This window comes from Curtobacterium sp. A7_M15 (assembly GCF_030705415.1).
GTDB lineage: Bacteria > Actinomycetota > Actinomycetes > Actinomycetales > Microbacteriaceae > Curtobacterium.
In genome coordinates this window covers 1-26,978 of sequence record NZ_JAUZED010000040.1, presented here as the reverse complement: position 1 = coordinate 26,978, position 26,978 = coordinate 1, and the positions used below count along the sequence as shown (strand labels likewise).

At 67.1% G+C, this 26,978-nt stretch carries 29 protein-coding genes; 23 read left to right on the top strand and 6 right to left on the bottom strand.

Going from position 1 to position 26,978, the window contains the following annotated elements; translation table 11 throughout:
- Positions 1-74: 74 nt before the first annotated feature.
- The 4 genes from acnA to dut all read right to left on the bottom strand — a co-directional run bounded on the left by acnA (position 75) and on the right by dut (position 5,064).
- The gene (gene acnA / locus Q7F20_RS09345; protein ID WP_305739824.1) at positions 75-2,891 is read right to left on the bottom strand and encodes an aconitate hydratase AcnA; all 2,817 of its coding nucleotides are present in this window, start codon (positions 2,889-2,891) and stop codon (positions 75-77) included.
- Positions 2,892-3,020: 129 nt separating this feature from the next.
- Complete coding sequence (locus Q7F20_RS09340) at positions 3,021-3,809, bottom strand: DUF3159 domain-containing protein (protein WP_305739823.1); 789 nt, start codon at positions 3,807-3,809, stop codon at positions 3,021-3,023.
- Positions 3,810-3,853: 44 nt separating this feature from the next.
- Complete coding sequence (locus Q7F20_RS09335) at positions 3,854-4,576, bottom strand: DUF3710 domain-containing protein (RefSeq protein WP_305739822.1); 723 nt, start codon at positions 4,574-4,576, stop codon at positions 3,854-3,856.
- Entirely contained in the window at positions 4,573-5,064 is a 492-nt protein-coding gene (gene dut, locus Q7F20_RS09330; protein WP_305739821.1) for a dUTP diphosphatase, read from the bottom strand. The genes Q7F20_RS09335 and dut overlap by 4 nt, the downstream gene beginning before the upstream one ends.
- 65 nt (positions 5,065-5,129) lie before the next feature.
- On the opposite strand from dut, the gene Q7F20_RS09325 reads away from it, so the two are divergent.
- Complete coding sequence (locus Q7F20_RS09325; protein ID WP_305739820.1) at positions 5,130-5,561, top strand: DUF3093 domain-containing protein; 432 nt, start codon at positions 5,130-5,132, stop codon at positions 5,559-5,561.
- A gap of 431 nt (positions 5,562-5,992) precedes the next feature.
- Here Q7F20_RS09325 and Q7F20_RS09320 read toward each other — a convergent pair whose 3' ends face one another.
- Positions 5,993-6,292 carry a DUF4193 domain-containing protein gene (locus tag Q7F20_RS09320; protein WP_031263038.1) on the bottom strand — a complete coding sequence of 100 codons (300 nt, stop codon included), beginning with the start codon at positions 6,290-6,292 and terminating at the stop codon, positions 5,993-5,995.
- 265 nt (positions 6,293-6,557) lie between these two features.
- Here Q7F20_RS09320 and sepH point away from each other — a divergent pair, with 265 nt between their 5' ends.
- On the top strand, positions 6,558-7,583 hold the full coding sequence (gene sepH, locus Q7F20_RS09315; protein ID WP_305739819.1) for a septation protein SepH: 1,026 nt from the start codon (positions 6,558-6,560) through the stop codon (positions 7,581-7,583).
- Positions 7,584-7,601: 18 nt separating this feature from the next.
- On the opposite strand, the gene Q7F20_RS09310 is transcribed toward sepH, so the two are convergent.
- Positions 7,602-8,753 (bottom strand): alkaline phosphatase family protein, encoded by a 1,152-nt coding sequence (locus tag Q7F20_RS09310; protein WP_305739818.1) that lies wholly within the window; start codon positions 8,751-8,753, stop codon positions 7,602-7,604.
- Positions 8,754-8,923: 170 nt separating this feature from the next.
- Here Q7F20_RS09310 and Q7F20_RS09305 point away from each other — a divergent pair, with 170 nt between their 5' ends.
- The 21 genes from Q7F20_RS09305 (at position 8,924) to Q7F20_RS09210 (ending at position 26,949) form a co-directional block, all read left to right on the top strand.
- Positions 8,924-9,988, top strand: a complete 1,065-nt coding sequence (locus Q7F20_RS09305) for a site-specific integrase (RefSeq protein ID WP_305739817.1) — start codon at positions 8,924-8,926, stop codon at positions 9,986-9,988.
- An 11-nt stretch (positions 9,989-9,999) separates the two neighbouring features.
- The gene (locus Q7F20_RS09300) at positions 10,000-10,164 is read left to right on the top strand and encodes a hypothetical protein (protein WP_305739816.1); all 165 of its coding nucleotides are present in this window, start codon (positions 10,000-10,002) and stop codon (positions 10,162-10,164) included.
- Positions 10,165-10,662: 498 nt separating this feature from the next.
- Positions 10,663-11,568 (top strand): hypothetical protein, encoded by a 906-nt coding sequence (locus Q7F20_RS09295; RefSeq protein ID WP_305739815.1) that lies wholly within the window; start codon positions 10,663-10,665, stop codon positions 11,566-11,568.
- 445 nt (positions 11,569-12,013) lie between these two features.
- Positions 12,014-12,151 (top strand): hypothetical protein, encoded by a 138-nt coding sequence (locus Q7F20_RS09290; RefSeq protein WP_305739814.1) that lies wholly within the window; start codon positions 12,014-12,016, stop codon positions 12,149-12,151.
- Positions 12,148-12,321, top strand: a complete 174-nt coding sequence (locus Q7F20_RS09285) for a hypothetical protein (RefSeq protein ID WP_305739813.1) — start codon at positions 12,148-12,150, stop codon at positions 12,319-12,321. Before Q7F20_RS09290 ends, Q7F20_RS09285 begins: the two co-directional genes overlap by 4 nt.
- Positions 12,321-12,560 (top strand): hypothetical protein, encoded by a 240-nt coding sequence (locus Q7F20_RS09280; protein ID WP_305739812.1) that lies wholly within the window; start codon positions 12,321-12,323, stop codon positions 12,558-12,560. Before Q7F20_RS09285 ends, Q7F20_RS09280 begins: the two co-directional genes overlap by 1 nt.
- Positions 12,561-12,665: 105 nt before the next feature.
- Positions 12,666-12,905, top strand: a complete 240-nt coding sequence (locus Q7F20_RS09275) for a hypothetical protein (protein ID WP_305739811.1) — start codon at positions 12,666-12,668, stop codon at positions 12,903-12,905.
- A 4-nt stretch (positions 12,906-12,909) separates the two neighbouring features.
- Positions 12,910-13,068, top strand: a complete 159-nt coding sequence (locus Q7F20_RS09270) for a hypothetical protein (protein ID WP_305739810.1) — start codon at positions 12,910-12,912, stop codon at positions 13,066-13,068.
- A complete protein-coding gene (locus Q7F20_RS18685) occupies positions 13,061-13,354 on the top strand; it encodes an HNH endonuclease signature motif containing protein (protein WP_370871650.1) in 294 nt (97 codons plus the stop codon). The genes Q7F20_RS09270 and Q7F20_RS18685 overlap by 8 nt, the downstream gene beginning before the upstream one ends.
- A complete protein-coding gene (locus Q7F20_RS09265; protein WP_305739809.1) occupies positions 13,348-14,877 on the top strand; it encodes a terminase large subunit in 1,530 nt (509 codons plus the stop codon). Before Q7F20_RS18685 ends, Q7F20_RS09265 begins: the two co-directional genes overlap by 7 nt.
- 35 nt (positions 14,878-14,912) lie before the next feature.
- A complete protein-coding gene (locus tag Q7F20_RS09260) occupies positions 14,913-15,938 on the top strand; it encodes a phage portal protein (protein WP_305739808.1) in 1,026 nt (341 codons plus the stop codon).
- Positions 15,939-15,942: 4 nt separating this feature from the next.
- Positions 15,943-17,634, top strand: a complete 1,692-nt coding sequence (locus Q7F20_RS09255) for a hypothetical protein (RefSeq protein WP_305739807.1) — start codon at positions 15,943-15,945, stop codon at positions 17,632-17,634.
- A gap of 41 nt (positions 17,635-17,675) precedes the next feature.
- On the top strand, positions 17,676-18,275 hold the full coding sequence (locus Q7F20_RS09250; protein ID WP_305739806.1) for a hypothetical protein: 600 nt from the start codon (positions 17,676-17,678) through the stop codon (positions 18,273-18,275).
- A complete protein-coding gene (locus Q7F20_RS09245; RefSeq protein ID WP_305739805.1) occupies positions 18,275-18,655 on the top strand; it encodes a hypothetical protein in 381 nt (126 codons plus the stop codon). The genes Q7F20_RS09250 and Q7F20_RS09245 overlap by 1 nt, the downstream gene beginning before the upstream one ends.
- Before the next feature lie 4 nt (positions 18,656-18,659).
- The gene (locus Q7F20_RS09240) at positions 18,660-19,058 is read left to right on the top strand and encodes a hypothetical protein (RefSeq protein WP_305739804.1); all 399 of its coding nucleotides are present in this window, start codon (positions 18,660-18,662) and stop codon (positions 19,056-19,058) included.
- Complete coding sequence (locus Q7F20_RS09235) at positions 19,058-19,567, top strand: hypothetical protein (protein WP_305739803.1); 510 nt, start codon at positions 19,058-19,060, stop codon at positions 19,565-19,567. Before Q7F20_RS09240 ends, Q7F20_RS09235 begins: the two co-directional genes overlap by 1 nt.
- A 3-nt stretch (positions 19,568-19,570) precedes the next feature.
- Entirely contained in the window at positions 19,571-21,061 is a 1,491-nt protein-coding gene (locus Q7F20_RS09230; RefSeq protein ID WP_305739802.1) for a hypothetical protein, read from the top strand.
- Positions 21,061-22,005 (top strand): carbohydrate binding domain-containing protein, encoded by a 945-nt coding sequence (locus Q7F20_RS09225; protein WP_305739801.1) that lies wholly within the window; start codon positions 21,061-21,063, stop codon positions 22,003-22,005. Before Q7F20_RS09230 ends, Q7F20_RS09225 begins: the two co-directional genes overlap by 1 nt.
- Before the next feature lie 89 nt (positions 22,006-22,094).
- The gene (locus Q7F20_RS09220) at positions 22,095-23,708 is read left to right on the top strand and encodes a hypothetical protein (RefSeq protein WP_305739800.1); all 1,614 of its coding nucleotides are present in this window, start codon (positions 22,095-22,097) and stop codon (positions 23,706-23,708) included.
- 4 nt (positions 23,709-23,712) lie between these two features.
- Positions 23,713-24,321, top strand: a complete 609-nt coding sequence (locus Q7F20_RS09215) for a hypothetical protein (RefSeq protein ID WP_305739799.1) — start codon at positions 23,713-23,715, stop codon at positions 24,319-24,321.
- A gap of 141 nt (positions 24,322-24,462) precedes the next feature.
- The gene (locus tag Q7F20_RS09210; RefSeq protein WP_305739798.1) at positions 24,463-26,949 is read left to right on the top strand and encodes a DNA topoisomerase (ATP-hydrolyzing) subunit A; all 2,487 of its coding nucleotides are present in this window, start codon (positions 24,463-24,465) and stop codon (positions 26,947-26,949) included.
- The last annotated feature ends 29 nt before the right edge of the window (positions 26,950-26,978 follow it).

Genomic DNA, 26,978 nt, shown 5'->3' with positions numbered 1-26,978 from the left:
TGCCGCCCCCCCCCCCGTGGGCGTGCCGGGGGGGGCCCCGCGGCCCCCGCGCCTCCTGTCCGTCAGGTGGTGCGTCAGACGAGCGACCGCAGCACGTACTGCAGGATGCCGCCGTTGCGGTAGTAGTCCGCCTCGCCCGGGGTGTCGATGCGGACCACGGCGTCGAACTCGATCGTCTCCTTGCCGGCGGGCGAGTGCTCGCTCGGCGCGGCCGTGACGTGCACCGTCTTGGGCGTGCGGCCCTCGTTCAGCTCGGTCAGGCCGGAGATCGAGACGACCTCGGTGCCGTCGAGTCCGAGCGACTCGACCGACTCGCCGGCGGGGAACTGCAGCGGGACGACACCCATGCCGATGAGGTTGGAGCGGTGGATTCGCTCGAAGCTCTCGGTGATGACCGCGCGGACACCGAGCAGGTTCGTGCCCTTCGCCGCCCAGTCGCGCGACGAGCCGGAGCCGTACTCCTTGCCGCCGAAGATGACGAGCGGGATGCCCTGCTCCTGGTAGTGCTGCGAGGCGTCGTAGATGAACGACTGCGCACCGTCCGGCGTCGTGAAGTCGCGGGTGTAGCCGCCCTCCACGCCCTCGAGGAGCTGGTTGCGGAGGCGGATGTTCGCGAACGTGCCGCGGATCATGACCTCGTGGTTGCCGCGACGCGAGCCGTAGGAGTTGAAGTCCTTGCGGTCGACGCCGTGCTCGGCGAGGTACTTGCCCGCGGGGCTGTCGGCCTTGATCGAACCGGCCGGCGAGATGTGGTCGGTCGTGACGGAGTCGCCGAGCTTCGCGAGGACGCGAGCACCGGAGATGTCCGACACCGCGTCGGGCTGCATGGTCATGCCCTCGAAGTACGGGGGCTTCCGGACGTAGGTCGACTCGGTGTCCCACTCGAAGGTGTCGCCCGTCGGGGTCGGCAGGTTCTTCCAGCGGTCGTCGCCCTCGAACACGGAGCCGTACTCGTGGGTGAACATGTCGGTGTCGATCGAGTCGTCGATGACCTGCTGCACCTCGGCCGCGTCGGGCCAGATGTCCTGCAGGAAGACGTCGTTGCCGTCCGTGTCCTTGCCGAGGGCGTCCTTGTCGAAGTCGAAGTGCATCGACCCGGCGAGGGCGTACGCGATGACCAGCGGCGGCGACGCCAGGTAGTTCATCTTCACGTCGGGGTTGATGCGGCCCTCGAAGTTGCGGTTGCCCGACAGCACCGCGGTGACGGCGAGGTCGTTGTCCTGGACGGCCTGTGAGATCTCGTCGGGGAGCGGGCCCGAGTTGCCGATGCAGGTGGTGCAGCCGTAGCCGACCGTGTAGAAGCCGAGGTCCTCGAGGTAGGTCGTCAGCCCGGCCTTCTCGTAGTAGTCGGTGACGACCTTCGATCCGGGGGCGAGCGTGGTCTTGACCCACGGCTTCGCCTTGAGGCCCTTCTTCGCGGCGTTCCGGGCGAGGATGCCGGCGGCCATCATCACCGACGGGTTCGACGTGTTGGTGCAGGACGTGATCGCGGCGATCGCGACGGCGCCGTGGTCGATCGTGAACGGGTCGACCCCGTCCATCGCGACCTTCGTCGGCTGCGAGGCGTGCGACGGTGCGCTCGACACGAAGTCGTGGTGGTGCGTGGTGATGTCACCCGTGGTCGATCCGGCGGCGATCGGGTCGGAGGCCGGGAAGGTCTCCTCCACCGCGTCGTCGAGGTCGGTCTGCCCTGCGGGCTCGGTGTAGTTGGCGAGGTCGACCTCGAACTGGTCCTTCGCCTTCGACAGCTCGATGCGGTCCTGCGGGCGCTTCGGGCCGGAGATCGACGGGACGACGGTGGAGAGGTCGAGCTCCATGTACTCCGAGTAGTTCGGCTCGGCCGCCGGGTCGTGCCAGAGCCCCTGCGTCTTGGAGTAGGCCTCGACGAGGGCGATCTGCTCCTCGGAGCGGCCGGTCAGGCGGAGGTAGTCGAGCGTGACGTCGTCGACCGGGAAGATCGCGGCCGTCGAGCCGAACTCGGGGCTCATGTTGCCGATGGTGGCACGGTTCGCGAGCGGTACCGCCGCGACGCCCTCGCCGTAGAACTCGACGAACTTGCCCACGACGCCGTGCTTGCGGAGCTCCTGCGTGATGGTGAGCACCACGTCGGTCGCGGTCACGCCGGCCGGGATCTCGCCCGAGAGCTTGAACCCGACGACCTTCGGGATGAGCATCGACACGGGCTGCCCGAGCATCGCAGCCTCGGCCTCGATGCCGCCGACGCCCCAGCCGAGCACGCCGAGGCCGTTCACCATCGTGGTGTGGGAGTCGGTGCCGACGAGGGTGTCCGGGTAGGCGTAGGTCTCGCCGTCGGAGTCACGCGTGTAGGTGACCTTCGCCAGGTACTCGATGTTGACCTGGTGCACGATGCCCGTTCCGGGCGGGACCACCTTGAAGTCCTCGAACGCGGTCTGGCCCCAGCGGAGGAACTGGTAGCGCTCGCCGTTGCGCTCGTACTCGAGGTCGGTGTTGCGCTGCAGTGCGTCCTCGCGCCCGAAGAGGTCGGCGATGACGGAGTGGTCGATGACCATCTCGGCCGGGGACAGCGGGTTGATCTTGTTCGGGTCGCCGCCGATCTCGGCCATCGCCTCGCGCATGGTGGCGAGGTCGACGATGCACGGCACGCCGGTGAAGTCCTGCATGACGACGCGGGCCGGCGAGAACTGGATTTCGGTGTCGGGCTCGGCGTCGGGCTGCCACGAGCCGAGAGCGCGGATCTGGTCCTCGGTGACGTTCTTGCCGTCCTCGGTGCGGAGGAGGTTCTCGAGCAGCACCTTCAGGCTGTACGGGAGCTTCTCGTGCCCGGGCACCGTGTCGATCCGGTGGATCGCGTAGTCGACACCCCCAACCGACAGCGTGTCCTTCGAGCCGAAGCTGTTGACTGCAGCCACTGTGCCGCCTCCCTGGTTGATCGGTGTGCCCCCATCCAAGCGGGGCGCGAGGCGTCCCACCAGCAAGGCAAACCTAAACCCGTCGGCCCGGGAAGGGCCGCGGGGAATTATCTCGATGTCGAGACAACTCTACACCCGGGCGGCGTCACCCTCGCGCTTGAAGACCGTCCGGACGAGCAGCCAGGTCACCCAGAGCAGGGCGGCGTAGAGCGGGACACCCGTGATGAGCTTGATGCCGGCGAGCAGTTCGACCTGGGCGGTCAGGTACAGCGGCACCTCGATGACGAGCCGGAGCGCGAAGAGCCCGACCCACAGCCAGGTGGCCACGGTGAGCACCCGACGCTTCGCGGGGTCCCGCCGCCAGTCCTGGGGTGTGCCGTCCTCGTTCGGCGGGAGCAGGAAGCCGACGACCAGGCCGATGAGCGGCTGCCGGATCGCCAGCGTCACGAGCAGCCCGACGAGCCACACGGCGTTGATGACGATCCCGGGGATGAAGTTGCTCTCGGCCCGCCCGGTGATGAGGGCGAGACCGGCGGAGATCGCCACGCCGAGGATGCCCGCGAGGCTCATCACGAGCGACTGCCGCTGCAGCAGACGGAGCACCACGAAGACGACTCCGATCGCCACCGGGATCAGGACGCTCGGGACGACCGCCTTCGTGATCGCGTAGACGACGAGGAAGGCGAGCCCGGGCAGCACCGACTCGGCCAGCCCGCGGACGCCGCCGATCGCCTGCACGAGGGCGTGCCCGGACGGCGCCTCCCCCGGTGCGACCTTCCCGAGTCCGGAGCCCGCCGCGGCGGCGCGGAGCTGCTCCGAGAAGGACGGCACCCCTGTCGACGCGTCGTCGCCCGTGGGTGCGGGTGCGCCCTCGGGCGCGACCGCGTCGGGACGGGAGGTGTCGTCGTGGTCCGGCACCGTGCCTCCTGGGCTCTGTCCTGGGCTGTCCTGGTCGTTCGCCGTCAGATGGCCGACTGCGTCGACTTCGGCATGTGCAGCGGGATGAGGTCACGCGGCGGCATCGGCGTGGTCCCGCGGACCACCACGACACTGCGGAACAGGTCCTCGATCTCGGCCGCGTCGTCGGGCTGCTCGGCGGCCTTGCCGGCGATCACGCCGCGCAGGAACCACCGCGGGCCGTCGACGCCGATGAAGCGCGCGGGGCGGGCACCGTCGGTGACGCCCGTGCCGTCGGAGACGACCGGGACCTGGGCGCGGAGCTCGGGACCGAACGGACCGTCGACCTCGGTCACGACGCCACCCTGGCGCTCGATCTGCTCGGCGATCTGCGCGCGGATCTCGTGCCAGAGCCCTGTCGAACGGGGTGCGGCGAACGGCTGGACCTGCAGCGTGGACTCGTCGTAGTCGAGCCCGACGGCGACGACGCGCTGCGAGCCCTCCTCCACCTCGAGCCGGAGGTGGAGCCCCTCGCGCGGGAGGACCTTCACGCCGCCGAGGTCGACGTACGGACGGACCAGGTTCGCCTCGGTCTCGTCGTGCGGGCCGCTCTCGGCGCGGTCCTCGGGCGCGGACTTGTCGGTCGGCGCGACCGCGTCCACCTCGTCGAGGTCCGCGTCGGCATCGGTCGCGATGTCGACCTCGGGGGTCGTGTCCGCGACCTCGACGTCGTCGACGACGGCCTCGGCCACCTCGACCTCGTCACGCTTGCGTCGGCCGAACTTCATGCGCGCGTTCCTTCCTGAACATCGTCGGCGGCGCCGCTGACGACACCGCTCCGGTCACCGTAGCCCGACGAGCCGAACCCACCCTGGCCGCGGACGCTGTCGGGCAGCTCGTCGACGCGGGTGAACGACACGCGCGGGACCGGCATGACGATCATCTGGGCGATGCGGTCGCCGACGTGCACCTCGTGCGCGGCGGCCTGGTCGGTGTTGAGCAGCGCGACCTTGATCTCGCCGCGGTACCCGGCGTCCACCGTGCCGGGGGCGTTGACGATCGTGATGCCGTGCTTGGCGGCGAGCCCGCTGCGCGGGACCACGAAGGCGGCGTACCCGTCCGGCAGCGCGATCTTCAGGCCGGTGCCCACGAGTCGACGCTCGCCGGGCTGCAGCACGAACGCCTCGGTCGAGACGAGGTCGGCACCGGCGTCACCGGGGTGGGCGTATCCGGGAGCGTTCTCCCCGGTCCAGAGCACGTCGACTGGTTCGGTCACGTGTCGAGGGTAGTGCAGACCGTGACCGTTCCGTGACCTGCCCGGAGTCGTGGTCGAATGGTGTCGTGACCCTGTACCGCGAACGACTGTGGGCTCCGCCCGTCCTCTACCTGGCGACGGCGCTCGTCATCCCCGCCAGCCTCCTCGTGTTCCTGCCGATCAGCGTCCTGGCCGGCGTGCTCGTGGCCGTCGGCATGTACCTCGCCGTGCTCGTGCTGCTCTGGGTGCTCGCCCCGACGATCGAGGTCACCGACACCGAGTTCCGCGCCGGCCGGGCACACCTGCCGCGGACCCTCGTCGGCGAGGTCGCCGGCTTCGAGGGCGCGGAGGCCACCACGCAGCGCGGCCCGAAGCTCGACGCGCGGGCATGGACGCTCTTCCGCGGGTACGTGCGCGGTGTCGTCAAGGTCGAGGTGGAGGACCCCGCGGACCCGACGCCCTACTGGCTCGTCAGCGTCCGCAACCCGTCGGCCGTGGTCGCGGCGCTGCGTTCCTGAGTCCGCGCGCGGACCTGCGCGTTCCGCGCGCGGCACCGTCCCGTTCAGCGCGTACCTGCCCGGACCGTCTCATCAGGTACGCACGATCACGCCTTCCATCGCGCACGTTCTGGGAAAGACCGGGCACCGCGCGACTCGCAGGAGGCGCAGGTCGGCCCTGCCCCGCGCCTCCCGTCCACAGCCCGCACGCGTTCGTGGTCGCGACGGGCCAGCCCCGCGGCTACTTGCCCTTTTCGCGCGAACCTGCCGGAGAGTTCCCACCAGGTACGCGCGATCCCGCTTTCCATCGCGCACGTTCCGGGAACGACCGGACACCCGCGACGGACGGGAGGCGCGGGTCGGCCCCGCCCCGCGCCTCCCGCCCGCAGGTCCCGCGAACAGAACGGCCCGTCACCTGGGCAGGTGACGGGCCGTTCATGATCGAGCGTTCCCTAGAGCGCCGCGCACTCCGCGCAGACCGGGCCGAGCTTCGACTCGTGGTCGAGCTGCGAGCGGTGCTTCACGAGGAAGCACTCGACGCAGGTGAACTCGTCGACCTGGGGCGGGAGCACGACGACGTCGAGGTCGACGTCGCTGAGGTCCTGTCCGGCGAGCTCGAAGCTGCCGGGGTTGTCGGAATCATCGTCGACGACCCCCGACATCTTGTCGGGAACGCGCTCCTTGAGGGCCTCGATCGACTCCGAGTCGGAGTTGTCGTCGGTCTTCCGGGGGGCGTCGTAATCGGTGGCCATGCCCATCCATTTCTCGTATCGAGAGGTCGTCGCCGGTGATCGGCGGCGACAGTTTGCACCACGTCTCGCCAGAGCGCAAACCGAACGTTCCGGCGGGTCGTTCTGGCGCTGCAACCCGTCTGCCCGCCCGTCCATTCCCGGTGTCCGGAAACGCTCGTGCGGGAGTCCACGGCACGCCCGTGCGCCTCCGCGGGATCGGGTCCGGACGGCTGCATACTCACGGGGTACGAGGCACGACCGTACGCGACGCTCGGAAGGCGGAACCATGCAAGACGTGAGAGTCATCGGGGTGGAGTCCGGGGCACTCCTGCTCGCGACCGACGGCGGGACCGAGTTCCGGCTGCCCGTCACCTCGTCGCTGCCCGGTCAGGTCCGGCAGGCGAACCCCGAGTCCGGTCCGCAGAAGCGCGTGTCCCCCAAGGACGTGCAGGCGCGGATCCGTGGCGGCGCCGACGCAGCCGAGGTCGCCGCGGCACTCGACGTGGACGTCGAGTACGTCCGGCGCTTCGAGGGCCCCGTCCTCGCCGAGCGTGCCTTCATCCTCGACGCCGCGCACCGCGTGCCGGTCACCCCGGTCGACGACGAGTCCCCCGACACCTTCGGCGAGGCGATCACCGCCAAGCTCGAGGCGGGCGAGGCCACCGGCATCGCCTGGGCCTCGTGGAAGCACGTCGAGGGCGGCTGGCAGGTGCGCGTGCACTACACCGCCGCCGAGGTCGAGCACGACGCGCAGTGGCGCTTCGACCCGAAGACGTCGACGCTCACGCCGGACAACGGGGACGCGCACCGGCTCTCGCACACCGACGACGAGGGCATCGCGCCGCGCCTCCGTGCCGTCGAGAACGACCACCAGGACACCGACGGCACCCGGTTCGACTCGGGCGCGTTCCGCGTCGACGAGCCCGACGAGGACGTGACCAACCCCGAGGTGCAGGAGCGACCGCTCCGCGCCCCGCTGCCCCGGATCGGTGCCGCGGTGGAGGAGCGCGCCCCCGGCAACGAGACCGCCGACCTGCTCGAGGCACTCCGCCGCCGACGCGGTGAGCGCGAGGCCGCCGCGTTCGGCGAACAGCAGCAGGACGACGGACGCCGGACCTCGATCAGCGTCGTCGACATCCCGTTGCAGGGCTTCGAGGACTCGTCGGACACCGCGCCGCAGCCGGATGCCCGTCCGACCTCCGCACCCGAGGGCGAACCCGGTCGCCAGGAGCGGAAGAAGCGGAACCGCCGCTCGATGCCGAGCTGGGACGAGATCGTCTTCGGCACGCGGCCGGACGACGACCCCGCCTGATCCGCGGCGAGGCCCCGCCTACTGCGCGAACGCCCCGGCGAGCCGCAGCGGCACCATCGTCTCCTCGTCGGTCATCGCGCCGTGCTGACCGACCATGCGCTTCGGTGACTCGCCGTCGCGCAGCGCTCGGTCGTCGTTGAACGCCCACGAGCCCCGCGCCACGAGCACGACGTCCCCGATGCGCGGGACCACCGCGTCCGAGACCGCACCGAACCATCCCGCGGCGATCGCCTCGTCACGGCTGGCCACGTACGCCTTCTTGCCGTAGCGCGCCCGGAACCGCCCGACGAGCGAGCGCACGTCGGTCCCCGGGGCGACCGTGAACTGACGGCAGCGCGGATCGCCGGCGACGCCGACGACGTCGGTCAGCAGGAGCGGGTCGATCGCGATGTTGGCGTGCTCGGGGACGTCGAGGACGCCGTGGTCGGCGGTCACGACGATCCCGACGTCGGCGGCCGCGCGGCTCTCGAGGCGCGCGAGCTCCCCGTCGAGCAGTTCGAGCGCCGCGGTCCACCGGTCGGACTGCCAACCGTGCTTGTGCCCGATCGAGTCGAGCTCCGGGACGTAGAGGTACACGAGCGAACGACCCGTCGTGGTCTCGGCGAGGGCGGCGTCCACGCGTTGCGGGATCGAGTCGGCCGACGCGTAGCGCGCCCCGCCGAGGACGTTCGCGGTCATCCCGGACGAGCGGTAGCGGGCGGGCCCCACGACCACGGGGTCGACGCCGAGCGACGGCGCCTCGGAGAACAGCGTGCGGGCGAGGAACCAGTCGGCCGGCACCTCGTCGTCCCAACCGCTCAGCAGGTTCATCACCCGCCCGGTGTCAGGGTTCCAGCCGCTGTACCCGACGACGCCGTGCGTCCCGGGCGACCGTCCGGTCGTGAGCGTGCTCAGCGCGGCCGCGGTCGTCGTCGGGAAACCGCTGCGCAGTCGCTTCCTGCCCGTGGTGAGCCAGCGTGCGTGCCCGGCGCGCGCCGCGAGCGCGTCGGCACCGAGGCCGTCGACCAGCACGACGATCGCGGAACGGGCGGGGCGGAGGGTGATCCGCGCCTCCAGTCCGGTGGAACGCAACCACGTGTCGTCCGCAGCGCCGAGCGCGACGAGGCAACTCGGGAAGACGTCGGCGAGGTTCGCGGTGGCGTCGGGGGCCGTCGGTACGCTTGTTCCCATCTCCCCCAGTCTCGCAGAAGGGTGCTCTTCCTTCTGCACCTGGCTTCATCCGGGTCCTGACCGGGACTTTCTTCTCCTGCCTTCGCTGGTCCAGGAGCGCTCGTGCCATTTCGTGCCAAATGGTCTGAGGTTTCGGGTCGCTCCTCCGTAGAACAGTTCGGAGGTAGGAGATGCAGAAGAGCACGTTCGGCAGCGTCAGGAAGTTGAAGTCGGGCCGCTTTCAGGCGCGGTTCCTGGAGGGCGGCAAGCACGTCAGCGCGGGCACGTTCGCTACGGCGAAGGAGGCGTGGAAGGCGCTGGCCGCCATCCAGACCGACATCGACCGTGGTGAGCACGTCGAGGTCGAGAAAGGCCGTCTCACGTTCGCTGAGCACGCGCAGAACGTCCTGGAGCACCGTCGCGGTGACCTCCGGGACAGCACCGTCAGGAACTGGCAGCAGAGCCTCCGAGCGCAGTTGCTTCCCACGTTCGGGCGCATGGCCGTCGCGGACATCACCGTGGGCGACGTTGACCGCTGGTGGGCTGCCTTCAAGCACAAGGCCCCGTCCCGGCGTAACTCCTACTTCGTCATGGCGAACATCATGAGGTACGCGGTCCGCTGGCAGATCATCAAGTCCAGCCCCTGCGTCATCGAGAATGCGGGCCGGGACGTCAGTACTAAGAGGCCCGACTTCACCGTGGACGACTTCCGCGCCGTCGTGGCGCACATGCCCCTCTTCATGGGGCCAGCCTTGTGGACGATGTTCGCCGCCCACCTTCGCGTCAGCGAGGTCTGTGGCATCAACCGTGAGGACTATGACCGGGCCACGGGCATCCTCCACGTCCGACGCCAGTACGTCAGCCACGGGCCACGCTCGCTGGGACCGACCAAGACGGGCGCAGTGAAGAAGGTGCGCTTGCTCGCTCCAGGCCGTGCAGCACTGGAGGCGCACCTGGACTCGACCGAGGGTCAGGGCTGGCAGGCGATGTTCCACGGCCCTCGTGGTCACCGCATGAATCCTCGTTCGATCCAGGACGCCTGGGAGCAGGCACGGGAGGCCGCTGGGCTGCCGAACTTCCACGTGCACGACGCAAGGCACATCGGCTTGACGTTGGTCGCTCAGTCGGGCGTAGCCAGTCTCCGGGACCTCATGGCGCGCGGTGGGCACACGACGGCCTCCGCAGCGATTCGCTATCTCCACTCTTCCGCCGAGCAGGACGCGAAGGTCGCGGCTGCCACCGACGCTCTGCTCTGAAAGGCACCCTCATGTCCACGAAGTTCACCATCACCCGCTTCCTCATCGCTGTCGCAGTCGTGGCAGCCCTCCTGGTCCTCATCACGGTCCTTGTGCCCGGTCACCCGAAGAAGGCGGAGCCACCACGGGAGTGCCCGTACACGTCCGGCTGCACCTACGTGACGACTCCCCGTTGACCGAGCAGCCGGAGCGCATCTGGTACAAGCCGGATGACCCCCGACTCCCATGGAACGCGAAGCCGAAATCCGCCGCGAGAGGCCGCAAGAAGCCGTCAGTGCCCGTGGATATCCCCAAGCCCATTCCAGCGCCGCAGAAGCACCCTCAGGACCGCTGGAGGTCATTAGAGGCGGAGGCAACCGCAGCGTTTGGGAGTGACTTCCGCTACGCAGAGCAGATGGCCCGAGCATGGAACACAATTCAGGACCGAAAGGCCGCACGCAAGTCAGGAAATCGGGTATAGTGGGAATCGCTTCAGCATTCAGACGTTGTAAGCGGTCACGGCCCCGGGGGTACTCCTTCTCCCGGGGCCATCTTCTTGCCCTCATGGACTCAGAACTTATTCTTCACCTTCGGAGAACCTGAGAATTCGAGGCTCTGGATGGAGTTTCGCCACGGACTCAGTTCGAACCAGTCAAGCTGTCAACCAACGTCTGAACTGCAAGGAAAGAAGCATCGTGGCACTGCACAAGATTACCTATGACCCCAGGGGGGTCATGTTCATCTCCACTGACCTGGATACCGCACAGGGTCAGCAGGACATGGACGACATCCTCGCAACGGAACTGGACCACCAGGCTTCGCTGAATCTCCAGCGCCGGACTCAGGGCAAGAAGACCGAACGCTTCCCACGTCCTGCGACAGGTTGGAAGACGAAGACGATGGACACGTACCTCCACCGCGTTGGACTGCACTTGCATGCTGTCGCTCTTCGCATGCTCAACGACAACGTGGAGTACGTCCTGGATGAGGCTGGCAAGCCCCTCCGGGGCCGTCTCCTGAGCCAGGAGCAGTTGGGTGACGCTCTCTACTTCTACGTGCACCACAAGGCCGCTCAGCACATCGTGCATGACGAGTTCAGTGACCAGTCCATGGTGAAGGCCGACAAGACGCACCGTCTCATCAACAGCCGACTGGTCCGCAAGGTGGACGAAGTAGCGGCCTGGGCGCTGGAGGTCTGGGACAAGGATGCACGTGCCCGTGCGCGCCGCCGTGGGGCCGCTGGAGGCCGCGAGAGTCGCCGTGGGCCTAAGTACACGTTGGAGGCCTTCCTGGCGCTCCCAGAGGGCCTGACGAAGAAGCAGCAGGCTGAGGCCCTGGGCTGCAAGAGCACGGGCACTATCGACAATCTCCGCAGGCAGGCGAAGGCAGCCGTTGAGGCTCCGGCACCCGAGGCCGTAGAACGGCCCATGGAGCCACTGGACGTCATCCCCGTTGACCGCCCGTTCTGGGTGTCTGCCCGCACGCAGAGTGACGCTCGCTTCTTCGAGCGGCATGAAGCGATGCTGGAGCAGGCCCGTGCCGAAGTCACAGCCGAGTTGACCGAGTACCTGGACGACATCCTGCCACTGTCCGCACCTTAGTTTGTGCGCTCCAGCACCTTAGTTTGTGCAGTTCATACCAGCACACTGAGGCACCCTCACCAAAATCTGCCGACACTATTGCCCGGTGTCGGTGTTCGGATGTAGCGTCCGAATTGTCAGAACTTCTTCTGACCCGAACAGAGGAGCCGGAATGCAGATGACGCCTGAGCAGCGTGCAGAGTACGTCCGTGGAGCACGTGAACGAGTCGCACAGATGAGCCATGAAGAGAAGATCAGACTCCAGCCAGTTGCCGACTGGATGGCAGCGGAAATCGAGAAACTGAAGCGCGAAAACCGATAGGATAAGAACGCTCCTTGGCTGGAGCGAACGCCCCCTGGACCTTACGCCGGGGGGCGTTCTTCATGCCCGCTCTAGTTTCCACGTCTCGCGCCGATAGTAGGTCCTAGAGGCGCAGGGCCTCACCAGCCAAGAAGGAGTCAGAAGATGTTCCAGCGCATCCTGAATGCACTTACCCCGGGTCACATTCGTCTGGAGCGTGCAGAGGCTCACGCATGGCAGACGCTGGCCGAGGTTATCGCAGAGCGCCAGCAGATGGCGCGGAAGGCAGGTCAGCACCGATGAGTAAGCGATTCGTGCCGTACGTCCACTCCGAGATGCTGGACAAGGTGACCGCAGATGAAGAACTGTCGCGCCGCTTGGACAACTTCGCTGAGTACCTGGATTCCATCGAGTGGACTGACTCGGACAAGCGTGACCTGAACCTCACCTTCGGCTTCGAGGACGCGTCCTGATGGCAGGCATGTCGCAGGCCTTCACGGCCATGGTCCAGGAGAAGTTGGGTTTCATCCCGGCTGGCCTCTCCACGGCCATCTCAGCCCTCACGGCAGACCAGCGCGACCGCTACGTCCTCGCGTACATCTACGCCAGCGAGGAGCAGCGTCAGCAGCCCGCTGAGGCCTGGATGATCCGCGAGGACGACCAGGAGCCGTTCGCTGCCTTCCTGTCCCGCATGCAGGCGGTGGACCTCTGATGGGCACCTTCCGCCGCACCGTGGACCTCGCTGACCTGGCAGACGCGCTTCGCGAGTTGGGCCAGCCCATCGTCATCGACACCACCGACCACGAGGAGACCACCGATGAGTGAGCGTCACGCAGTACCGCTGACCGACGAAGAGGCAGCAGCCGTGAACAAGGCCTTCGGCAAGGCCGTCGCCTTCATCACGGACGCCACGATCCCGTTCGGCTTCACGGCCCTGGACCTCGTGCTCCCCCGCTGGCACCGCGTCGTGGAGGGCGATGAGCCGCAGCCCGCACCCGTGCAGCCTGAGCCGGTCAAGCCACTGGTCGAGCAGGCGCAGGCCAAGAAGAAGTCCTAGAGCCGTGGACGAGTTCGAGCGCCTGATGGCGCATCGATGGGACATGGACCTCTGGTTCGGCAACGGAGTCGATTCCCGGCTGAAGCACCCGGAGCAGATGGACTGGCTCATCCCCTCGTGGGAGGACGTCACCCGTCTGAAGTGGGCCACACGACATGAGTGAGCACCACCGGCAGTGGGTCAACGGGGGCAGCCGCAAACACCGCGCTCGCATCGCACGCACCCTGCCTCAGCCCTGTGCACGGTGCCCACGACCAGTGCTCCCCACTGATGCATGGGAGGCAGACCACATCGTGCCTCTGGCTCAGTGGCCGAAGGGCAAGCCGTATCCCGACAACTTGATCCGGCCAGCGCACAAGTCCTGCAACAGGGCAGCCGGTGGACGTGACGGTGCACGCATCACGAACGCGAAGAAGAAGGCCGAGCAGAAGGGAGCGATGCCATGGTGAACAACACGAACGAAGTCAACGAGTCGGACAACTCCGAGTCTTTTGAGAACGGCGTTACACCTCTCGCTCGCCGTCTCCAGGATTTCCTCCCCGGAGGGTGGGATGAGAAGCGAGACAGTCATGTTCCTCCGCTGAACGTCTCGAATCTCTCCGATGATGAACAGAAGCGGGACGATCTTCTCGCCGGTTTGGAGTTGCTGGGCATCTCGAATGTCCACCCGCAGCAGTTGATGACCGCTGACGTCATCAACAGTGGCGAAGAGACTGTGGTCATTGAAGAACCGCGCCGGTCGAGTAAGTCCACCAGTATTCTCGCTGTCCTCCTGGGACGGTGCCTCCGTATCCCTCAGTACAAGGTGACCTTCTCCGCGCAGAGCGGCACGAAGACTGCCGAGTTCATGCGCGACTGGCTGGGCGACATTGACGCGGGCCTGGGCTTCATTGAAGAATCCGCGTGGCCGTTCAAGCCGCGTCGTCAGGCTGGGTCGCTCCAGTGGGCGTTCCGCAATGGCAGCGTCTTCAAGTTCCTCAACACCCCGGAGGCGAAGGCGCTTCGCGGTGGTGCCGCTGATGTCGTCTGGTTCGATGAGGCGCAGGAGTTCGATGCAGAGAAGAGCGCGGACCTGAAGGCCGGTGCGCTGCCTCTCATGGACACCCGAGACGATGCGCAGTTGATCCTGTCCGGCACCGCTGGCAAGAACCGCTCCGGCTGGTTCTGGGACACCCTGGAAACGGGACGGAAGGGCGGTGCTGGTGTCGCGATCCTGGAGTACGCAGCCCACCCGGACACGACGTATGAGCAGATCAACGATGAGGACGTCTGGCTGTCCGCGCACCCCGGCATCGGCACGCTGACGACGCTGGAGAAGATGCGGTCTCGCCGTGAGGCCTTCGCTGACCCCGAGTGGGCCATGGAGTACCTGGGCCTCTGGCCGGAGGACTACAGCGTCAGCGTCTTCGACAGCGCCAAGTGGACCGCCTCTGAGCGTGAGGTTCCCAAGGCCTTGCCAGACAACGCGGCGTTCGGATTTGACGTCAGCCGGAACGGTTCCACGGCTGCCATCGTCGCCGCCTGGCGCGAAGGTGACGACATCTTCTTCAACCTTGTGGAGCACCGCTCTGGCTCCTCGTGGGTGAAGGCGCGCATCGCCGCGCTCAGCAAGAAGCACAACGCAGCCGTGGGCCTCAACGACATCGGAGCCATTGCCTCCGTGCGTGAAGAACTGGAGCGCGGACGACTTATCCCGAAGGCACGCCTGGTCCCCGTTGCGTATAAGGCCATCGCTCCGTCATGCGCCACGCTTCTCCGCGAGTACGAAGACGGCCATGTCCTCCACTTCGGGCAGGCCGGACTTACCGAGTCCTTCATGCAGGTAGCGCGTCAGAACATGGGCGACAAGGCGTGGAAGTGGGTGCCTGGAGCAGCAGGTGCTGACATCACTCCGGTATGGGCAGCGACGATGGCTCTTCGTGCATTCGATGAGCGACCAGTGGTCAAGCGATTGCGCGCTGTCGTCGCCTAATTCAGTTTCGCTCGCCCGATCCGATAGTAGGGGGTATGAGCATCCGAGACGCATTCCGGCTGATGAACACCCAGCCGACGATCACGGGAATTGCGTCTCCGTTCACTGAGACTCAGTTGAGCAGCATCGTCCTGGGCGACATCTTCGAGAACGTTGAATTCCCGCTGACTCGCGCAGAGGCAATGCGGGTGCCCGCTGTAGCGCAGGCCCGGAACCTCCTTGCTCCCACCATCGGGCGTCAGCCACTGAAGGTCCTGGATAAGCGCGGCCTCTTGACCAATCAGCCCGCCTGGACCTACCGCACGGACCAGGACCTCATCTCCGTCCAGTGGATGCTGACCATGGTCGTGGACGACTTGATCTTCTACGGACGTGCGCTCCTGGGCGTGAAGCGGGGCAGCGACGGCTTCCCGCTCAGCATCGAGCGGATTGGACCGGACCGCTTCACCATCACGGACGGCGTTGTCCTCGTGGATGAGAAGCCGGTCGATGCGCGCTCCGTCATCTACATCCCCGGTCTGGTCGATCCGCTCTTGGACGTCGGCTCTCAGAAGATTCGCGAGGCAGCCGACATCGAGCGTGGTGTCGCTGTGAAGGCCGCGATCCCGAACCCCTCCATCGTCTTCAAGCAGAAGGACGAAAGCGCGCCTCTGGACCAGGAGGAAGTGCAGACCCTGATGGAGGACACGGCCCGCAACCGGCGCAGCCGGAACGGCACCATCACCTTCCTGCCACCAGGGCTGGACATGGAGGTCCTGGGCGGGCAGGAGACGGACTTCTCGCTCCAGGCCCGTAACGCGGTCCGTATCGACATCGGCTCCTACGTCGGTATCCCGTCGTCGCTGATGAACGCCACCACCGTCCAGGCGTCTCTGACGTACGAGAACAAGTCCGGAGAGCGTGACCGGTTCTACGTCGAGGCCCTGCCGATGTACACCGCCCCGATTGAAGCGCGTCTGTCCCTGGATGACGTCGTGCCTCAGGGCCAGCGCGTCCGCTTCGACCTCTCCGAGTTGTACGCGCAACTCCCCACCCCGACCGGCGCTCCCACGGAGGACTGACCACATGACTGACGTACTCATCGAGGCGGGCACGCTCCAGGCGTCCGCTGACGACCGGACTATCTCCGGCCTCCTGGTCCCGTTTGGCGTCCAGGGCAACACGAACCTGGGCCAGTTCACCGTGGAGGCCGGAGCCTTCACGCTCCCCAAGGACCCGTCTGTGGTCACGCTCAACGTGCAGCACGACCACGAGTCCCCCATCGGTCGGGCCACGCTCCTGGCTGAGCAGTCGGACGGCATCCACGGCACCTTCCGCTTCGCTGACACCGAGGACGGGGACCAGGCGCTCAACGACTTCCGGAACGGCACCCGCACCAACCTCAGCGTGGAGGCAAAGGGCATCGTGCTCCGCGCTGGGAAGGCGCTGGCCGGTCGCATCTTCGGTGCCGCTGTCGTGACGAAGGGGGCCTTCCCCGGCGCGACCCTGATGGCCGCTGACGCTGGCGAACTGCCGGAGGACGTGGAGCCGATCACCCCTGATGAGCAGGACGCCACCACCACGGAAGAGACCTCCGTGGATGAGCAGGGCAACGCCATCAAGACAGTGACCACCAAGAAGGTCGAGACCGCCGCAGACGGGACGACCACCGAGACCACCACGACGACCACCGTCGCGGTCACCACCCCGGCTCAGCCGGAAGACACCACCAACAACCAGGAGGCCGAAGTGCCGAACGCAACCGTCCCTGGGACGCTGAACGCAGCGGCCCCCACCGAGAAGAAGGGCCTCTCCAAGGGTCAGGCCTTCGCCATCATGTCCGCTCGCAGCGCGGGTACACTCCGCGACCAGACCCTCATGGCATCGCTGGACGAGACGGTGACCAGCCAGGGTTCGCTCTTCGCCGCTCTGTCGGACGTCAAGTTCGACGGCACGGGTGGCCTGACCACCGGCATCGCGCTCCCGCAGTGGGTGGGCGAAGTCTGGCAGGGCAACGACTACCGCCAGAAGTTCCTTCCGCTCTTCTCTCACGCTGACCTCACTGCCAAGCAGTTCAAGGGCTTCAAGTGGGACGTGAAGCCGCAGGGTGGTACGTGGGCGGGTAACAAGTCCAACGTCCCGTCGAACAGCCCCAAGTTGGTCCCCGTGACCGCTGACGCCGAACTGTGGGCTGGTGCGCACGACGTGGCCCGCGAGTTCCGTGACCTCCGCGCCTTCGGTGACTGGTCCTTCTTCGACGCCTACTACAAGGCGATGGCCGAGTCCTACGCGCAGTGGGCTGATGAGGACATCGTTCTGACTGAGGTCCTGGACGCCGCGACCGCAGCCACCGCCGACAACCCCGCGGGCCTCTCCATCGGTGCTGGCTTCTCCGCTGTCATCGATGGTGCCGCTGAGGTCAAGGCAGCCAACGCCACGCCGACCTTCGCGCTCGTGGAGACCTCGCTGTGGAAGCAGATGGCGAAGACCCCGCAGCAGGACGTCCTGGGCTACCTGAACGCCTCCCTCAACCTCACGGAAGAGGACGGCGCGCTGGAGTCCTTCAGCATCCAGGCCACCGACAAGTTGGCTCCGGGGCAGGTCCTCGTGGGTGCTCGTGAGGCCGCAACGGTCTACGAACTGCCCGGTGCTCCCGTCCGCGTCGAGGCGCTGGACGTGGCGCGCGGTGGTATCGACACGGGCCTCTTCGGCTACGCCGGCGTCCTGGTCAACAAGGCTGACGCGCTCGTGCTGGTCAACCCGTACACCGCTGGCTGACCCACTAGCCAAGAGAAGTTCTGAGAGGAGGGCGGAGGCTCATGACTCGTTACTACGTCGGAGACAGCCCGGTGCACGTCACCGTGCTGCCACCGGAGATGTCGTGGGACTTCGCCCTCTTCGAGAGCACGACCGCCACCCTCATCGATCCAGAGGGCGTCTCGCACGACGGCCTCACGGCGTCCATCACCAACTTCCAGGAGGAAGTCCACGTCACCTGGCCGAAGGGCTCACTCCTGGACAAGCCGGGTCTGTGGATGCTTCGGGTGGACCTGACGACCACCGAAGGCAAGACGGAGCACTTCCCGCCGTACGGCATCCCCGTCGAGCAGGAAGACGGCTGGCACACCATCGACTCCCTCCGGGACGAGTGGCGTGACGCACCGCTGGACGATGCGCAGTTGTTCGTCCTGATGCAGTCGGCAAAGGACCAGTGCGAGACCTTTGCTCCGGCCCTCAGCGGCCCCGTGCCGCTCCGCTACCGACAGGCGCAGGCCATGCAGACCCGCGCTCTGTGGAACGCCGGACACACCAACCAGGACCAGTTCGGAGCCAACGGCCTCACGGTTACGGCCTTCCCTATGGACTGGCAGGTCAAGAACCTGCTCCGTCCGCAGCGGGCCGTTGGGGGGTTCTTCTGATGACCAGCGCACGCCAGCAGGTGGTAGACGCCATCACGCCAGTCCTTCCGAAGAACTGGCGCGTGGTGCCCTACCTGACGTCCTTCGACGCTCTGACTCAGACCATCGTGATGATCCACGCGACCGGCGTCGAGCGCTTCCCTCAGGCTCCCGCGAAGACGTACCAGATCACCTTTGAGGCCACCGTTCTTGACCCAAGCAAGGACCCGGCCCGCGTCTGGGACTCGCTTGACGATGAGGTCCTGGAGGCCATCGCGGCGCTGGACACCATCGACTCCCTCAACTGGACCGGCGCTGAGCCGGTCGCCTATCCCGCAGAGACCCCCCAGTTCTTCGGCTGGACGATCACGTTCACCGTTCCCTACGAGCACGAGGACTAGACCCATGGCAATCGCATCCCTGAAGAACGCCACGCTGAAGTTGGCGAACACCGACTACACCGCGCAGTTGTCGAGCGTGGTTTTCACGCCGAACATCACCACGGTGACCTGGACCGGCTTTGGCGCGGGCAACACGCTGAAGGACACGAACCCTTCCGACTGGACCTGCACCATCGCCTTCGGTCAGGACTGGTCCGACGATGGCCTGAGCCGCTACCTCTACGAGCACGAGGGTGAGCAGGTGGAGGCTACCTTCACGCCGCAGCCCGGTTCGGGTCAGCCGACCTTCACTGCAACCGTCACGCTCGCTCCCGGTCAGGTGGGTGGCGCATCGACGGAGTACGGCACGGCGACGGCGGACCTGCCCGTGGACGGCAAGCCGGTCCTCAGCGCGGCCTCCTGATGCTGACCCTCGACATCCCGAAGATCGATGAACTGCGGTCCGTGGTCATCGCTCTTCGGGCTGTCGATCAGCGCATCGCGAAGAACATCCGGAAGTACACGCAGAGCGACTTGGCTCCGGCGTGGACTGAGGCCGTCCGTGGCCGGTCGCACACCCGGTTGGAAGTCGTGGCGCTGGGCAACACTGCCCGGACGTCTGTGTCCTCCTCCGGCATCACGCTGAAGGCCGCGACGGTGGGCCGACGACTGACCCGAGGCTTCGACCCGAAGTTGATGTATGCGGGCGTCGAGTTCGGCGGTGACCGCCAGAAGCGTGTCTCCTACCAGGCCCGCTCCAGCAAGGGGAAGTCCTTCACCGTCACCCGCCGCACCCAGGCAATGCTCCCGGCCCGCCGCCGCTCTGGCCCGGTCTATGGAGCCGCAGCCGAGATGATCCCGCGCGCAGCCGCGCTGTGGGTGCAGACCACCGTTCGAACCATCGCAGAAGCCGCCGAGGGAAAGGAGGGCTGACCAATGGCAATTAAGATCCCAATTGGTGCCAACGCCTCCGAGGCAGTCCGTGAAGCCAAGAAGGCGGGCAACGCCATCGAGGCCATCGGTGACTCTCTGGATGACCTCGCACGCGACTCGCAGCGCCAGTCTCGCGAGGCTGGGCAGGACCTCGCGAAGGGCATCGACCAGGGCACCGAGAAGGCCGAGCAGTCGGTCAAGGACCTGGAGCGCACCTTCAAGCAGTCGGTCAAGGACATTGGCCGCACCGATGGCGGTGGGGGCCTGGGGACCAACATCTCCCGGGACATGAAGAAGGGCACCCAGGAGGCTGGGGAGTCTGTCGCTACGTTCCGCGATGAGGCGAAGGCCAACCTGTCGGAAGTCGCGTCTTCGTTCACTGGTGACATCCAGTCCAGCGTGGACCTCGTGCAGGGGACGCTGGGTGGCGTCGTCGCTGACCTGGGACCGATCGGTCTGGCCGCTGGTGCAGCCTCCGCCGCTGGAGTCGGTCTCATCGGTGCTGCCATCGGGCAGGCGCAGGAGGACGCTGAGGCCTTCCGCCAGAAGGTGTCCGACCTCGCGACCGACCTCATCGAGACAGGCCGCACGGGCAGCGCTTCGCTGGGCTACATCGCTGAGGAGTTGAAGGAGATGGCGACGGCCACGGACGGTTCCGTGACCTCGCTGAAGGACCTCCGGCAGGCAGCCGACCGAAGCGGCACGTCCTACAAGGACCTTGCTCGCGCAGCCGCTGGGCACACCGACGAGATCGATGAGCAGATCAAGTCCATCGTCCGGCAGAAGAACGAGTGGCAGCAGTCGGGTCAGGCTCAGTTGGAGGCTGACGACGCTCTGGGGTCGAGTGCGAACAACCGCACGAAGGCGCTGGACCAGACACTTGGCTACCTCCGGGACGCGAAGAAGGCAGCCAAGGAAGCCGCTCAGGAGCAGAAGAATTACGCCGACGCCGGAGGCATCGCGCTCCAGGCCAACGCCGAAGCCGTAGAGGCCTACGGCGACTCACTCGCTTCTGCCTTCCAGGAGGCCGGTGACGCGCAGCAGGGGTTCACCGACGATGGTGTCTTCAACCTGGACCGGTACATCCAGAAGACCTCCGACACCGTTTCGCAGTTGGAGGCCTACTCGCAGAACATGGCGACGGCCACGGGCGAACTGGGCAAGTCCGGACACGATGAGGCCATCCGCTACCTGGAGCAGCTGGGGCCTGACGCGGCTCCGCTCATCGATGCCTTCGTGAAGGCACCCGACGCCAAGAAGTCGGAGTTGGCGCGCATCTGGGATGGCCTGGGAAGCACCAGCGCATCGAACTTCGGGACCGGCCTCCAGTCGAATCTCAACGCTCAGGGCAACGCCACGAAGGGTGTGACCCTCGTGCCTGACCTGGACGCCTTCAACCGGCAGATGGCCGAAGCAACTCGCCAGCGCGAAGTTCACATCAAGGTCTACGAGGACAACCAGGGCGGTCGTCGCCAGGGAATGGGGACGCCGTAATGAGCAGCACCTTCACCAGCAACCAGCCGATCCACGCGCTGACGCACGCATGGCTGGGCACGGCAAACGCCTCCCAGTCGGTCGAGCGCAAGGACGGCGTAGAGGTTCGCCGGAACCTCATCACCAACCCGAACTTCGAGACCAACACCACGGGCTGGTCACCCCTCCAGAGCACGCTCACCCGCGTTACGACGGAGGCGCACTCCGGAAGCGCCGCTCTCCGGATGACCCCGACCTCTTCGGGTAACGCAGGGATGAGCCTGTCGAGTCAGCCCGCCATCAGCGAGGGCGATTCCTACACGTTGTCGCTCTGGGTCAAGGTTCCGGCTGACCTCTCTCGCGAGTACCGCGTCACCCTCTGGGCGTACGACGCCAACGGGGTGCCCATCGGTCAGCCGAGCGCATCCGCCACCACGATCCGCTACGCCACCGAATGGGCTCAGATCAGCAGCACCTACAACGCTCCCGCTGGCGCTGTGTCGCTCCGCGTCCAGTTCCAGTCCAACGGTGGCGTAGCAGCCTCTGACCTCCTGTACATCGATGACGTGCTTCTCATCAGCGGGACTGACACGTCCTACTTCGACGGCTCCAGCCCGACGACCGGCGAACTGCCGAACATCCAGCCGGTCCTGGTCACGCAGTGGGCCGCGTCGTCGCAGTCCCGGCACATCGTCCACGACGTCCTGGGGACGCCATGGCCCGCCATCACGCTCCAGCCCGCTGGACCTCGCACGGGCACCATGAGCGCGCTCTTCACCAGCGAGTTGGATGCAGCCGACTTCTTCACGATGCTCCGAGGAACCGCCGTGCTCACCTTCAGCGACACGGACACCCTCACCACGGCCATGCAGTTCGTCGCCACGGACGCCATCCAGATGGCTCCTGACTCGCAGGACAGCCGCCGCTGGGTCGTGACGTTTGGGTACATGGAGGTCCAGTCGTGATTGTCTCCACGCTCTCCGTCGCTGCCACCCTCATCCCGGCCACCGGCTCCACGACGTACCCGCTCAACGTCGTGCAGGGCCGCTGTGACTTGGACGAGAGCATCAGCCCTTTCATGGGTGGTGACATCACCATCGCCCACCCAGGGCTGACCGTGCTGAACCTCATCGGCTCCGGCGCGAAGGTACGGCTCAACCTCTCCAGCGGAGGCAAGAGCCTCACGGCCACGCTCAACGTGCAGGCCCGCCAGTTGGTAGTGGAGACCGGCGAAGTCGGCATCAACCTCGTGAATGACGAAGCCTTCGTGGAGGACTGGTCCCCCGCGACCGCCATCAACTACGGCCCGCAGCAGACCTCGCTCCTGAGCATCGTGAACGCAGTGCTCACGAAGTCGCTGGCGAAGACGACCACCGCCACCGTGGTGTCCGGCACGGACGTACCCGTCAAGACCTTCACCGAGGTCAAGAACTTGATCCCGAACGGATCATTCGAAACGGCGCTGCCCAACGGGCTGTGGACGCTCTCCGGCGTCACCGCGACCCTGGACACGGTTCGCCAGAAGTTCGGTTCGTACTCGCTCCGCCTGACGCCGAACACGACGTCTGTGTCTTCGTACGTGACGCTCCCGGTCCCATTGACCCCCGGGCAGACCTACACGTACAGCGGATATTGGTACCTGGCTGGCACGCCGCAGTCCGGCACGCTGTCCGTCGATGCGCGCAAGTTGCAGTTCGGATGCACCGTCAACGGCACGCAGTACCTCCAGCGGTCCGCTCAGGTCCCGAACACCGCCAACTTGCAGCAGCGCGTGAGCATGACCTTCCGCGTCCCGTGGAACGCCGAGAACTGCTTCGTCCGGATCATCTGCGGTGCGACTAACTCCGCAGACAATCGCATCAACATCGATGGCCTCTTCCTCGTGGAGGGCGACGGCCTGGACACCAACGGTCAGCCGATGGAGTACTTCGACGGGGACACCCCGAACACCGCCGACTACTCCTATGTCTGGGACGACACCACGCAACTGTCCAGCAGCACCCGCACGCCGGTTCTGGAGCGCGAACCGGATGCCCTCATCTGGCAGCCCGGGACCGGAGGCATGCGCTTCCTGAAGGACCTGACTGAGGCCGTGGGCCTCCGGCTCTTTCAGGACATCGACGGCGCGTGGAAGTTGGCGAACAACGAGTACCGGGTTGCCGGTCAGGCGCGTCTGGCCTACGGCTTCAACTTGCTCCAGGCCACCGACTTGATGAGCCGCACGGCGACCCAGACGGACGGCCTCCCGCTCTTCGCTGACGCAGTGGTCCTCAACTACGCCTGGACCGACGTGCTGGGTCGAGAGCGCACCGCGCAGGACATCGCAGCGCCAGCGGTCTACACGAAGCCCTACGTGCCCGACACCATCGAGCGGCCCTATCCCGGCCCCGGTCGAGCGGCCTACATGCTGAGCCGACTCGCGCTGCGTCAGCGCCAGTTCCAGGTGACCGGCCTGACCGACTACGCAGTCCGGCCCGGACAGGAAGCCGTCATCACCACCGTGGACGGAGGCGTGCAGTCGGGCTACGTCGATGCCGTGACGTGGGACTTCGGCAACGACGAGATGGAAGTCGTGACGAAGGGCGTCATCGGACTCCCGGTCGGCTCCATCGGGTACGGGCCGGACAACGAGACCATCAACCAGACCGGAACCATTGGAGATTGGTAGAGCAATGGCTGTAGGAGACGCCGCTGGAGCGGCAGGACTGACCACGTACGGGGACAACTTGCTCCGCAAGGACATCGACCTCGCACTCAACCAGCGCGGCGACGAAATCGCCGCTGTCATGGCACGCGCGACCGCGCTGGAGGCGGCAGCCCTCAACGTGCCGAAGTTCGCTGCCACGCGCTCCACGAACGGCCAGACGATGGTGTCCGGCAACTGGACGTCGATGAATGCCGGAGCGTGGAACAGCAAGACGAAGAACGTCGGAGGGTTCGTCTGGGACGGCGGAGCGCTCACGGTCCCCCGCGCCGGTTACTACATGGTCGCTGCCACCATGCACTGCTACGTCAACGACTTCGTGACGGTGGCCGTGCAGGTCAACCGCAACAGCGCGACCGCTGACCAGAACGTGGTTGCCAAGGCGGAGTGGTCGGCACCGAACATCGACGCAGACGTCAGCCCGTCCGCTACGGCTGTCCGTCTCATGGTCCCGCTCAACGCTGGCGACGTCCTCCGCGTCCACGGCCTCCAGCGCAACCGTGGGGCTGACACGCTGAACAGCGGCGGCAACGGCTATGACCTGACCTTCGATGCGGTCTGGATGGACGCCATCTGAGGCCTGTCGTGCCATGGCGCGTGCCATTTCTCCAGTAGCCTAGGCACTGGGTTCAGCACGGCTAGAAGAAGTTTTAGGCCGGTCAGGCCCGGAATGACGGCAGTCTCCTCGTGGCTTCGCGAGGTCTCGCAGAAGGGTGCCATGGCACGCACGGAAGCAGTCGGCCTGCCCGACGGTGAACGCATCGAGGACGTCGACGTCTCCGAGGAGATGCAGGGCTCCTTCCTCGAGTACGCGTACTCCGTCATCTACTCACGGGCGCTCCCCGACGCACGCGACGGCCTCAAGCCCGTGCAGCGGCGCATCCTCTACCAGATGTCCGAGATGGGACTCCGGCCCGATCGCGGCCACGTGAAGAGCGCCCGCGTCACCGGCGAGGTGATGGGCAAGCTGCACCCGCACGGCGACGGCGCGATCTACGACGCCCTCGTGCGCATGGCGCAGCCGTTCACGATGCGCGTGCCGCTGATCGACGGGCACGGCAACTTCGGCTCGCTCGACGACGGGCCCGCGGCGGCCCGCTACACCGAGGCGCGGCTCGCCGAACCGTCGATGGCGATGACCGAGGGCCTCGGCGAGGACGTCGTCGACTTCGTGCCGAACTACGACAACCAGATCATGCAGCCGGGCGTGCTGCCGGCCGCGTTCCCGAACCTGCTCGTCAACGGCGCGTCGGGCATCGCGGTGGGCATGGCGACGAACATGGCGCCGCACAACCTCGGCGAGGTCGTCGAGGCGGCGAAGCACCTGCTCATGAACCCGTCCGCGACGTTGGACGAGCTGATGGAGTTCGTGCCCGGCCCCGACCTGCCCTCGGGCGGGACGATCGTCGGGCTCTCCGGCGTCCGCGATGCCTACGCCAGCGGGCGCGGCTCGTTCCGGACCCGGGCGAAGGTGAGCGTCGAGAACCTCACGCCGCGCAAGGTCGGCCTCGTCGTCACCGAGCTGCCCTACCTGGTCGGACCCGAGCGCGTGATCGAGAAGATCAAGGACGGCGTCCAGTCGAAGAAGCTCGTCGGCATCTCCGACGTGAACGACCTGACCGACCGCAACCACGGGCTCCGGCTCGTCATCGGCATCAAGTCCGGGTTCAACCCCACCGCCGTGCTCGAACAGCTCTACAAGCACACCCCGCTCGAGGACGGCTTCGGCATCAACAACGTCGCCCTGGTCGGCGGGTCGCCCAAGACGCTCGGCCTGCGGGACCTGCTCGACGTCTACGTGCAGCACCGGCTCGCGGTCGTCACCCGCCGGTCGGAGTACCGGCTCGCCCGGCGCCGCGAGCGACTCCACCTCGTCGAGGGCCTGCTCATCGCGATCCTCGACATCGACGAGGTCATCGAGGTCATCCGCTCCTCGGACGACTCCGAGGCCGCGCGCTCCCGGTTGCAGACCGTCTTCGACCTGTCCGAGGTGCAGGCGGAGTACATCCTCGAACTCCGGCTGCGGCGCCTGACGAAGTTCTCGCGGCTCGAACTCGAGGGCGAGCGGGACCAGCTGCTCGCCGACATCGCCGCGCTCGAAGAGCTCCTGGCCTCCGACGAGCGGCTGCGCGCCCAGGTCGCCCTCGAGCTCACCGAGGTGTCCGACCGGTTCGCCACGCCCCGCCGCACCCTCCTCACCGAGGCCGACGCCCCCGTGCGCGGCGGACGCAAGGCCGCGGTCGACCCCGAGTCGCTGCAGATCGCCGACTCGCCGTGCCGCGTGTTGCTCTCGACCACCGGACGGCTGATCCGCGTCGACATCCCGACGTCCGAGCTCGGCATCGTCCGGGTGCCGAAGCGGTCCAAGCACGACGCCGTCCGGTCGTCCGTGGTCAGTTCGGTCCGCGGGCAGGTCGGTGCGCTCACCTCGACCGGCCGGATCATCCGGCTCTCCCCCGTCGACGTCCCCGCTGTGCCCCCGGCCGCGGTGCGGCTCGACGCCGGCGTCCGGGTGACGGACTTCCTCGGCATCGCTCGAGGCGAGACCGTGGTCGCCCTCGTCGACCTCTCCGGCGCCTCGTCGGACTCGCTCGCGATCGGCACCGTGCAGGGCGTCGTGAAGCGCGTCGTCGCCGGAGCCTGGCCGGACAAGCCCGAGTTCCCCGCGATCGGCCTGAAGCCCGGCGACGCGGTCGTCGGGGCGGCGCAGGCGCCCGAGTCGGACGACCTGGTGTTCATCACCTCGAACGCGCAGCTGCTGCGGTTCCCGGCCGCCGGTGTCCGTGCGCAGGGCCTCCCCGCCGGTGGGGTCGCCGGTGTGGCCCTCGCCGCGGGTGCCTCGGCGATCTGGTTCGGCTCCGTCGCCCGCTCGGACGACGCCGTGGTCGCGACCGTCTCGGCATCGTCCTCGGCGCTGCCCGGCACGGACACCGGGCGCGCCAAGGTCTCCGCGCTGTCGGAGTTCCCCGCGAAGGGTCGTGCGACCCAGGGCGTCCGGGCGCACGCGTTCCTCAAGGGCGAGGACGGCCTGACGGTGGCGTGGGCGGGCATCGCTCCCCCGCACGCGGTCGGGGCGGACGGTGCTGCCCGGACGCTGCCGGACTGGCTGTCGAAGCGCGACGGGTCGGGGGCGCCGCTCGACGCCGTGATCGACTCGATCGGTGGGAGTGCGGCGGCGCTCGACGGGACCGCTGGCGAGGCGTAGGGGCGCGGCCGCGGCGGGGCGCGGCGCCC

What these genes read in the sequence shown, in the direction of transcription:
- Q7F20_RS09335 (WP_305739822.1), bottom strand. Translation starts at nt 4,576, where the DNA reads ATGAAGTTCGGCCGACGCAAGCGTGACGAGGTCGAGGTGGCCGAGGCC.
- Q7F20_RS09320 (WP_031263038.1), bottom strand. Translation starts at nt 6,292, where the DNA reads ATGGCCACCGATTACGACGCCCCCCGGAAGACCGACGACAACTCCGAC.
- sepH (WP_305739819.1), top strand. Translation starts at nt 6,558, where the DNA reads ATGCAAGACGTGAGAGTCATCGGGGTGGAGTCCGGGGCACTCCTGCTC.
- Q7F20_RS09310 (WP_305739818.1), bottom strand. Translation starts at nt 8,753, where the DNA reads ATGGGAACAAGCGTACCGACGGCCCCCGACGCCACCGCGAACCTCGCC.
- Q7F20_RS09305 (WP_305739817.1), top strand. Translation starts at nt 8,924, where the DNA reads ATGCAGAAGAGCACGTTCGGCAGCGTCAGGAAGTTGAAGTCGGGCCGC.
- Q7F20_RS09300 (WP_305739816.1), top strand. Translation starts at nt 10,000, where the DNA reads ATGTCCACGAAGTTCACCATCACCCGCTTCCTCATCGCTGTCGCAGTC.
- Q7F20_RS09290 (WP_305739814.1), top strand. Translation starts at nt 12,014, where the DNA reads ATGTTCCAGCGCATCCTGAATGCACTTACCCCGGGTCACATTCGTCTG.
- Q7F20_RS09285 (WP_305739813.1), top strand. Translation starts at nt 12,148, where the DNA reads ATGAGTAAGCGATTCGTGCCGTACGTCCACTCCGAGATGCTGGACAAG.
- Q7F20_RS09280 (WP_305739812.1), top strand. Translation starts at nt 12,321, where the DNA reads ATGGCAGGCATGTCGCAGGCCTTCACGGCCATGGTCCAGGAGAAGTTG.
- Q7F20_RS09275 (WP_305739811.1), top strand. Translation starts at nt 12,666, where the DNA reads ATGAGTGAGCGTCACGCAGTACCGCTGACCGACGAAGAGGCAGCAGCC.
- Q7F20_RS18685 (WP_370871650.1), top strand. Translation starts at nt 13,061, where the DNA reads ATGAGTGAGCACCACCGGCAGTGGGTCAACGGGGGCAGCCGCAAACAC.
- Q7F20_RS09265 (WP_305739809.1), top strand. Translation starts at nt 13,348, where the DNA reads ATGGTGAACAACACGAACGAAGTCAACGAGTCGGACAACTCCGAGTCT.
- Q7F20_RS09260 (WP_305739808.1), top strand. Translation starts at nt 14,913, where the DNA reads ATGAGCATCCGAGACGCATTCCGGCTGATGAACACCCAGCCGACGATC.
- Q7F20_RS09255 (WP_305739807.1), top strand. Translation starts at nt 15,943, where the DNA reads ATGACTGACGTACTCATCGAGGCGGGCACGCTCCAGGCGTCCGCTGAC.
- Q7F20_RS09250 (WP_305739806.1), top strand. Translation starts at nt 17,676, where the DNA reads ATGACTCGTTACTACGTCGGAGACAGCCCGGTGCACGTCACCGTGCTG.
- Q7F20_RS09245 (WP_305739805.1), top strand. Translation starts at nt 18,275, where the DNA reads ATGACCAGCGCACGCCAGCAGGTGGTAGACGCCATCACGCCAGTCCTT.
- Q7F20_RS09240 (WP_305739804.1), top strand. Translation starts at nt 18,660, where the DNA reads ATGGCAATCGCATCCCTGAAGAACGCCACGCTGAAGTTGGCGAACACC.
- Q7F20_RS09235 (WP_305739803.1), top strand. Translation starts at nt 19,058, where the DNA reads ATGCTGACCCTCGACATCCCGAAGATCGATGAACTGCGGTCCGTGGTC.
- Q7F20_RS09230 (WP_305739802.1), top strand. Translation starts at nt 19,571, where the DNA reads ATGGCAATTAAGATCCCAATTGGTGCCAACGCCTCCGAGGCAGTCCGT.
- Q7F20_RS09225 (WP_305739801.1), top strand. Translation starts at nt 21,061, where the DNA reads ATGAGCAGCACCTTCACCAGCAACCAGCCGATCCACGCGCTGACGCAC.
- Q7F20_RS09215 (WP_305739799.1), top strand. Translation starts at nt 23,713, where the DNA reads ATGGCTGTAGGAGACGCCGCTGGAGCGGCAGGACTGACCACGTACGGG.
- Q7F20_RS09210 (WP_305739798.1), top strand. Translation starts at nt 24,463, where the DNA reads ATGGCACGCACGGAAGCAGTCGGCCTGCCCGACGGTGAACGCATCGAG.